An 8702-nucleotide genomic window follows, 5' to 3' on the forward strand; every position below is an offset into this window, starting at 1 on the left:
ACAGGAGATTTGGTTTTGAGCGCATTCGAGCCGCAGGTCGGACCATCTGATCTCGACGACATCATCGCCGCGGTCCGCCAGTTGCAGCAGGGCGGCGGCAAGCTTCCGTCCGAGCGCGATCTTGCGGAACATCTGAGCGTCAAGCGCCATCAGCTTCGCAAGGCGCTTGAAGTGCTGCGCCTTTCAGGCGACCTCAAACCGGCGCGCGCCAGGCGGGCGCCGACCGCCCTTCCAAGATATGGCGAGGAACTGGTCAGGGTAACCAATCCGATCGAGGTCCTGGAATTGCGCCTGATTATGGAGCCGGGCCTTGCCCGACTGGCGTCGCTGCGCGCCTCCTCTTTCGAGACGGCGCGGATCCTCGACGCGGCAACCACGCCGGAGAACGCCCCGTCGGGTGAGGTCGACTTCGCTTTCCATCTCGCGATCGTTGCCGCGGCCCGCAACCATCTCGCCGCGGAATTCTACAAGATGCTGCGCCAGGTCGGTGTCGATGCGCGAGTGAAGGTTGCGCGCACCGCGGCACCCACCTGCCCCAAGCGGATCGCTCACCGCGACGGCGAGCATCGCCTGATCGCCGAAGCGATCTCGCAGCGCGACCCCGAAGCGGCAGAGGCCGCAATGCGCGCGCACCTTTTGTCGGTGCAGAGACAGATCATGGAACGGTCGAATGCCGGCGCCTTTGCCGCGTGATCGCATCACCTCTGACATCGAGCCTGTGCGGGGAATTTCAAATTGAAACGTCATTTCGACGTGCTGGTCATTGGCGCGGGATCTGCAGGCTCGGTTGTTGCCAGCCGTCTCACTGAAGACCGGTCGTGCCAGGTCGGCCTCATCGAGGCCGGGGCGATGCCGGCCGATCCCGACATCGCCGACCCGCTGAAATGGACGATGCTCCAGGGCCGCGCCTACGACTGGAGCTACCGGACCGTGCCCCAGCCCTTCACCGCCAACCGCGTCCATGAATGGCCGCGCGGCAGGATCGTCGGCGGCTCGAGCTGCCTGCATGCAATGGCCTATGTGCGCGGCCATCCCGATGATTTCGAACCCTGGGTGCAAGCCGGCGGCGAGCGCTGGTCCTATCGGGGGTTGTTGCCGGGCTTCATCCGCAGCGAAGCCTTCACCGCTTTCGACGGGCCAACACGCGGCAAGAGCGGCCCGCTGGACGTCTATCTGCCGGACGCCGAGGTCAGTCCGGTCGTGCGTGCCTACATCGCCGCCGGGCGATCCATGGGGGCTCCCGCCCTGAGCGACCACAACAGCGGCGAGCTGGTCGGCACCAGCCCCAATTCACTCAACATACGCGACGGCAAGCGCCTGAGCGTCGCCGACGCCTATCTGCCGCCGCGGGTCATGGCGCGGCCGAACCTGACCTTGCTCGCCGGCCACGAGGTCGAGCATCTGGTGCTGGACGGCCACAGGGTCACGGGCGTGAGCGTGGTCTGCGAGGGCCAGACCAGAACGCTCTGTGCCGACCGGATTGTCCTTTGCGCGGGCGCCGTGTCCACGCCGCTCATCCTCATGCGGTCGGGCATTGGTTGCCCGGATACGCTGAAGCAGGCTGACATACGCTGCCTTGCCGATCGCAGCGAGGTGGGCCGCAACCTGCAGGATCATCTGCTGGCTCTTGGAAATGTCTACAGCACCAAAAAGCCGGTGCCGCCTTCCCGCCTGCAGCACTCCGAATCGCTGATGTATCTGCACAGCGACGACCCGACCCGCTCGACGGGAAGTCCCGATATCGTGCTCGCCTGCGTCGTCGCTCCGTCGGCGGCCGAGGGCCTGAATGCCCCGCTTTATGGCTCGGCCTTTACCATCCTTTGCGGCGTCACCCATCCGACAAGCCGCGGGCGCATCACACCGAGCGGCCCGGGCCGCAACGATGCGCCGGTCATCGACCCGCATTATCTGGAAACCGAACACGATCGCGCGACATTCAGGATGGCGTTGAAGCGGGCGCGCATGGTCGGCCATCATGAGGCCCTGGACGAATGGCGCGATACGGAGATCCTGCCAGGCGCACCGGTTCGGTCCGATGCCGAACTCGATGCTTTCATCGCCAGGGCTGCTTCCACCCATCACCATCCGGCCGGCACCTGCCGGATGGGTCGTGACACCGAGGCCGTCGTCGATCCTGACTTGCGGCTGAACGGCTTCGACAATGCCTTTGTCGTCGACGCCTCGGTGATGCCGGCGATCCCGAGCGGACCGATCAACGCGGCGATCGTCGCCATCGCCGAAACCTGGGCGGCGTCTTCACGGGTTACCCCGGCGGCCGCGTGACGGCGGCCGCATCCGACACTTCCCCTGGGTTCCGAATGGCTCTGCTTCCCGGCGACTATCAGCTATGGAGATGCGTCAGCTCAAACGCGGCTCCGTCCTGGACGCCGGCCATGCGCTGCTCGGCGGACCGGAACATGTCCGCGAACTCCACCTGGTTCTCGAACACCACGCCGCCGACCTTGACCGTCAAGGCATCCTCGGTGCCTTTTGGCGCGAAATAGACTTGTGCGATGCGCGCCCTGATACGCTCGCCGATTTCCCTGGCTTCTGCTTCGGTCGCGCCGGCGAGGAAAACCCCGAACATCGACGTCCCCATACGTCCAACCAGATCCTCCGCGCGCACTGACGATTGTATGGTTGAGGCTATGAGCCGCAAGGCTTGATCGCCCCATTCAAGACCAAAGCGCAGGTTGATGGACCGCAGATGCTCCGAATGGATGACCAGGAAGGCGCCGGATTTCGGCCCCGGCACCGACGGCCTTGCGGTTCTTTTTTCGACCATCGACGTGAAGACCGCTCCGTTCAGGCAGCCGGTCGTGGTGTCGAAGGTTGCCGACTTGTCGAGTTCCCGGCGATAGCGACGAAGCTCGATCTGTTTCAATCCAACGAACAGAAAAAGCGGAACACCAAGAACAACAGGCAACAGGATTGCCGTGACCATGCTGCGCCCAAATGGCGTCAGCGCCTCCGAGAACAGAAGCAGATAATTGAGACCGACGGAAACGCCCAGGATTGCAGCGGTTCCCAGAAAGGTCAGCAAAGCGACGCCTTTCCATGCCTGGTCGGTGGTGCTCGCCATAGTCTTTGTCACTGGCCGATCTCCTGTGGATGGGCTTGTATAAGGCCGGTGTGTTGCAATTTCAGTTTCAAGGAACATTGCAATTTAATCGATTGCGCGATGACCCCATCAAGGCTGCGCCCGTGGCGGTTAACAAACAAAACATCAGGGATTGAATGACAGCCTATTGTGCCGGGCCGAATATGCCCATCCCGGCGTTTCTGGCTGTCGCCTCCGCCTTGCCGTAGATGCCGCTCGGCAGCGCCGTGGCCCAGCCGTTGGAGACAAGCCAGGCGCCAACATCCTGCTTGCCCAGCCTGCACGGTGCGGCGACGGCAAAACGCTCGACGTCCGGCGGTACGAAACAGTGCAGCGCGCGTCCCCTCAGCCAGGAATTGAAAACGGCGCGGGCGCGCACGCCGCAAGGCCAGGTGACGTCATGAAACGAGCAGGAGCTGTCGAGATCGATGCCTCGCACTCCGCTGATAACCACCTTGCGGCCCATGGCTTCGAACATCGCCGATGATGTGGCAACCGGGCGGTAGAGCAAGACCTCCCGCCAATCCCTGGGCATCGGCGATTTCGGGGGCACGGCGAGACCGAGCTCGCTGAGCGGCGGACGGGGCTCGGTCCGTTCGATCTCAGCGGGACCAAGCCGTGGCGGAGCGATCAGGTCTTGAGCAACCTTGCGCGCCGGCTCCAGGCGTTGTGCGCCGGCAACCCGGGCAACCGGCCGGACAGGCTGGGTATCGTCAACATCCCGCGACCGGGCACGGACAGGCCGATCGACCGAAAGCAACGCCCCGCCCTGAATGATCAGCAGGATCCCGGCCAGGAGCAGGAGGCTTCCAAGTGCGATCGCCAAGCGGCTGCGGCCCGGCCTGGCCATCAGCTTGAACAGGATCCCAGGGATTTGCGCCGGTCAGAAACCCGACGTCGATTTGGCAACCAGCTTGAGCGCACCTTTTTCAATCCGATAGAACGGCATCGAGCGTTGGCTGGATCCGTCGGCCCGAAACCGGAACAGGCCGGTCGACCCCCGAAAGCCGTTTGGATTCTCAAGAACCTTTTTGCTGAAGCCATCGGGCCCGACCGCGCTGGCAATCCCTGCCGTCAGGGCAACCATATCATAGGCGTAGGCCACATTGACGTCAGCCGGATAGCTGTATGTCGTCCTGAAGCGGTCGGCGATCGGCCCGGTTTCGCTTGGATCGAGCGTGGCGATAAACGCCCCCTCGAAGAGCGGATCCATGGGGTGCTCCAGCCAACGGTTCGTCCCGACGACGGAGATCGTCTTTCCCGGAATGCCCTTCGATTTGAGGGCGGCAAGGACAGGCGACGGACTGCCATTGCCGCTGGCGACGATGACGGCGTCGGGGGCGTCCACGAGTGAGCCCATTTCGTCGACCGTCTTCGCGCCGTCGCCGGCAGAATATCGGAGAGTGACCGCGAGCGCCGCGCCGTAGATGCTGAGGCTGTTTGCGACCCGCTTCTCCATGGCGCCGGCGTTTGGGCCATCCGCGACAAGCAGTACGAACTTCTTGCTGCCTTTCGCGGCCAGTCCCGCGGCGCCCGCGGCGGCGCTGTCCGCTTCGCCAAGGAGCACGGCATAGACCCCGGGGCCGCCGGCGAAATTGTCGGCGAGCGCCAGAACCGGTGGCCGCTTCGACCCCGACAGCGTGGCAATATGCTGGGCCGCCGGCAGCTCGGTCGGGCCGATGACGACTTTAGACCCCGTCGTAATGGCCGTAACCGCCAGTTTGCCGGCCAGTGCGCTGTCGCCTTTGGTGTCTTCTACCGTCAGCGCCAGCAATCCGTTGCCGATATCCGTCATCGCCAGCTTGGTCGCATCGAGCATCTTCCTGCCGTTTTCCCCGGCCGTTCCAGGGGCGGACAGCGGCAGCAGCATCGTGACTTTGGTCGACCCGGTGCCCAGCGACTGGGTCGCCTGGACGGGACCGGCACCGGCGGCGCCGTTCTGCCCGGCAGGCGCGGTAACCGCCGCCGGATCGAGCACTTCGGACACGCCGCCCTTCGACTGGCAGCCCGACACGATCGCGGCGAGCGCCAAGGCGATTGCCCATGTCTGCGGACGGTGGACCTGTCGGCCAGCTTCCATGAATGCTCCACCCCTATGTGCCGCCGGATATTGTTCCCGGTCTGGTCTTCAACGCATGTTACGGCGGACTTGCAGTGCCGTCTGTAGTTCTTTTAGCCGCCGAAAAGCCTGCCTCTGAGCGCCTTGATCTGCCTTGCTTGCCCAGCACTTCGATAGTCGGCGCATTTCATGTATCGCGGCCCGGGCACGAACACGCGGCGCACGCAGACGCCCTTTGCCTGGGCAGAGGCTCCACCCTCCTCGCCTGGCGAAAATGCGGAAAAGCCGAACGTCGCCACCGGCAAAGGCCCGGTCACTTCGATCCCTTCCCTTGCCAGGATTGCCCGCGCACGCTGGCAGTAGCGGACTGAAAGGGCCGAGAACCGGCTTTCATTGTGCCCGGCGCGATACTTCATGACGGTGGTGCAGAGATCACCCGCGGCGAGCCTGTTGGCCTGTGCAAGATATTTGACCCCCAGCGCGATGTTGGCCGCCGGCGCGCTCAGATCGTCCAGTGAACCTCGAAAGCCGAGCATCCTAGCGGTCGCCGGCATCACCTGCATCAGGCCGACTTCGCCATCGGCGCCTTGCACGCCGGGATCGAAGCCGCTTTCGATCTCCATCACGGCATGCGCCAGCAGCGGCTCCAGGCCATAGATCGATGCCTGGCAACTGGCAAACGCCTTGAATGCCTGCCGGGTCCACTCCGTGGCAGTGTCACAGTGTGCCGGCCGCGTCAGGCTGGACGGCTGCTGTTGTTCCACAAAAGGCCGTTCCAGCCAGTTGGCGTGGGCCAGCGTGACAGTGAGGCCAAAGCCGACGAACGCGATCGCGCCTGCGATCGCCTTCGAGAATGATCCGTCGGCTGTCATGATGGCCAACAGGCGTCGGTTCGCCTATCCGGTCAGTGCATGTACTCGACCATGCGATCGTGAAAACACTCGCATTTGTTGAGGGTGTCTTCGTCCTTGTAGTTCGTCTTCAGGTAGCCATAGGCCTTGCCGCAAGCGACCTTGGCCTCCGACGCCCAGACGAAGACGGGCCGCGACGAGTTGATCCACTCCGAGCTGTTGGCGACGGCAACCGACTCGTCCATCAGCTTCACAACCTCCTGCTTCAGATCGACGATGTTGTCGTTCAGCACCAGGTTGGAGGTGCCGACGACACGGCAATAGTCGCCCGTCGGACCGTCGATGATGTCGGCGGCATACCCCGTCGACCCGACTGCCAGCAACAGCGTCGCAGCGGAAACAAGCAGTCTTGCAGAACGTTTCATATTGAGCTCCCCTAGATAATAGCGACGTATAACATAGTCGCGTGGCCACGCGCTATGGCGTTAGATCGTGGCCGGGTGTGGTACATGCGCCGTGTCGTCGTAAAGTATCGTGATCGTGCCTGCGGCAGGTGCGTTCTGCAGCAAGGCCACGTCGACGAAACTGGCCGAGGTGCCCGTGCCATCGGTGTCAACGCTCAACGTCTTGGTGCTGGTGTCATAGTGTACATAGTCGGCGATGTTGCCGGCAGCCGACTTGTCGAACAGCGCGGTCAGGTCGATCTTGTCGCCCTCACCACCGGGGCCGGCGCCGTGGTAGTCGGTGATGAGATCCTTGATATCCAGATGCTCGAGCTTGAACGTGTCGGCGCCTGCACCGCCGGTCAGTACGTTGTAGCCCGTGGCGGTGACGAGAATGTCATCGCCCGGTCCGCCCGACAGGATATTGGGGTCATAGGTGGAGTCACCGGTAAGCGTGGCTTGGTGCCCATCATTGGCGTCGACAACGATGTCGAAGCCATGACTGGCCTTGTCGCCGTCGCCGTCCACGACATCGACGTTGAAGTGCAACCCGACGTCGTGGGGTATCTCGGTGGCGGTTGTCACGCTGGTGGTGGTACCGCCAATAAGCAGTCCTGTGTTGCCGGTATTGATAATGGAGACTCCATACATCAGGCTGGCCGAGCTGATGTCTAGAACGCCGTTGACGATGTTCATGCTACCCTGATCGTGGGCAATTCCGTTCTGATCATAAGTAATCACATTAACAGCATAGCTGCCTGTCAGCACCCCGCCGTTGGACCCGTCCAAGAAATTGATCTTGACATGGTCCATACCAACTGCGGTCGTCGGGTGGGTTGCGGCGTTTTTGTCGCCATCTCCCTGAAGGAATTTCAACGTTATCGATTCTTTATTGTCCAATGTTTGTCCGGAGCCTACGCCCAAACCATTGTTGTTTGAGTTTATTGTCGCCTGGCTGCCGAGATTCGTGCCTGAAATCCATCCCGAATTTCCGGTAAAAAGTATGTCCGTATGAAGGGGAGTTGCTATGCTGTTCTTTATAGCTATTTGCTCAAGATAAAGCCCATAATTGTTGCCACCAAAGCTCCCAGCATTGGTGGCTGTGGTATCTGTTACCACTATCGTCGGGACGGGATTGACCACCTCAAAGTTGTAGGTGCCATCCGCCTTCATCGTGACCGTGAAGTAGGGCTGCGTACCCGCGGCGTCGAAGAACGCCGTGTATTTGGCCGTGCCGGTGGCAGCGTCGTAGGTCGATGTTGAATGGTCGATTTGTGATACGCTCGCCTGATTGGCCAGTGAAATCGCAATCGTCGACAGTCCGTCGGCGCCAGGCGTATATGACCAAGCGCCGGCATGCGAGCCAGCAGTATTGGCGACGATCTGGCTCTCAATAGAGGCAATCGCAGGCACGTCATCGACGACGTCGATCTTGACCGTGCCGGCCACAGTGTTGCCGTTCGCGTCCTTCGCCGTGTAGATGAAGCTTTCCGCGCCCGTCAGCGTGTTGGCGCCCTGCACCGCGCCGCTGTTGAACGGCGACGTCAGCGTATAGGTCCAGGCGCCGCTGGCCTGCAGCTGGAATATGCCATGCGCTGTCGTCGTGGAGATTGGCGTGTAGGTAATGCCCGTGCCCGCCACATTGAGCTGGCCCGTCATCGTCTCGGCGGTGCTCAACGGGTTGGAGCCCGTCACCGCACCGTGACCGAGGTCGCCTGGATCGGTCACCACGTCCAGCGCCGCTTCGTTGACCTGGCCGGTCTGGTTGACGGGGGTCAGCGTCACGTTCGCGACACTGATGGTCAGCGTCGTCGTCGACAGATCCCCGTCGCCGTCCTTGATCGTGTAGACGAAGGTGTCGGTCGCGTTCGCCGAGATCTTGTCCGCCGTCGCCTTGTATATATACGCGCCGTTCGCCTGCAGCGTCAGCGTGCCGTACTGGCCGGTGATCACCTGATTGACACCGCCACTCACCGGGTTCGCCGTATTGTTGCCGGCGGCAACGCCGACCACCGCGCCGCTGGCCGCATAGCCGTCAGCACCCGGCACGTCGTTCAGCAGCACGCCGTTGGCCGCATCCACATTAAGCGTCGCGCCTTCCGTCACATTGCCGATATCGAGGTGTGCCGTCGGCACGTCGTCGATGATGTTGATGACCAGGTTGCCGCCGGGTGCCGGATCGCCGTCGGCGTCCTTGACCACCACCGCGAAGCTGGCGTTGGTGTTGTCACCCGAGGTGTTGTCGAGCA

The 8702-nt window shown here is 62.6% G+C and carries 8 protein-coding genes; 2 read left to right on the forward strand and 6 right to left on the reverse strand.

Features of this window, described 5'->3' with window-relative positions; genetic code table 11:
• Positions 1-15: 15 nt before the first annotated feature.
• On the forward strand, positions 16-693 hold the full coding sequence (locus P3C39_RS31945) for an FCD domain-containing protein (protein ID WP_013529856.1): 678 nt from the start codon (positions 16-18) through the stop codon (positions 691-693).
• A gap of 42 nt (positions 694-735) precedes the next feature.
• A complete protein-coding gene (locus P3C39_RS31950; protein WP_275955004.1) occupies positions 736-2283 on the forward strand; it encodes a GMC family oxidoreductase N-terminal domain-containing protein in 1548 nt (515 codons plus the stop codon).
• 58 nt (positions 2284-2341) lie between these two features.
• Here P3C39_RS31950 and P3C39_RS31955 read toward each other — a convergent pair whose 3' ends face one another.
• The 6 genes from P3C39_RS31955 to P3C39_RS31980 form a co-directional block, all read right to left on the reverse strand.
• Positions 2342-3094 (reverse strand): GGDEF domain-containing protein, encoded by a 753-nt coding sequence (locus P3C39_RS31955; RefSeq protein ID WP_082826542.1) that lies wholly within the window; start codon positions 3092-3094, stop codon positions 2342-2344.
• Between the two features lie 151 nt (positions 3095-3245).
• The gene (locus P3C39_RS31960) at positions 3246-3950 is read right to left on the reverse strand and encodes a thermonuclease family protein (protein ID WP_275955005.1); all 705 of its coding nucleotides are present in this window, start codon (positions 3948-3950) and stop codon (positions 3246-3248) included.
• Positions 3951-3983: 33 nt separating this feature from the next.
• Complete coding sequence (locus P3C39_RS31965; protein ID WP_275955006.1) at positions 3984-5180, reverse strand: ABC transporter substrate-binding protein; 1197 nt, start codon at positions 5178-5180, stop codon at positions 3984-3986.
• A gap of 92 nt (positions 5181-5272) precedes the next feature.
• On the reverse strand, positions 5273-6031 hold the full coding sequence (locus tag P3C39_RS31970; RefSeq protein ID WP_275955009.1) for a lytic transglycosylase domain-containing protein: 759 nt from the start codon (positions 6029-6031) through the stop codon (positions 5273-5275).
• Positions 6032-6063: 32 nt separating this feature from the next.
• Entirely contained in the window at positions 6064-6435 is a 372-nt protein-coding gene (locus P3C39_RS31975) for a hypothetical protein (protein WP_127384699.1), read from the reverse strand.
• A gap of 60 nt (positions 6436-6495) precedes the next feature.
• On the reverse strand, positions 6496-8702 hold a 2207-nt coding region (locus P3C39_RS31980; protein ID WP_275955463.1), incomplete at its 5' end, for a VCBS domain-containing protein.

The sequence above is a fragment of the Mesorhizobium sp. XAP4 genome (assembly GCF_029269325.1).
In the GTDB taxonomy this organism is placed as follows: Bacteria; Pseudomonadota; Alphaproteobacteria; order Rhizobiales; family Rhizobiaceae; genus Mesorhizobium; species Mesorhizobium ciceri.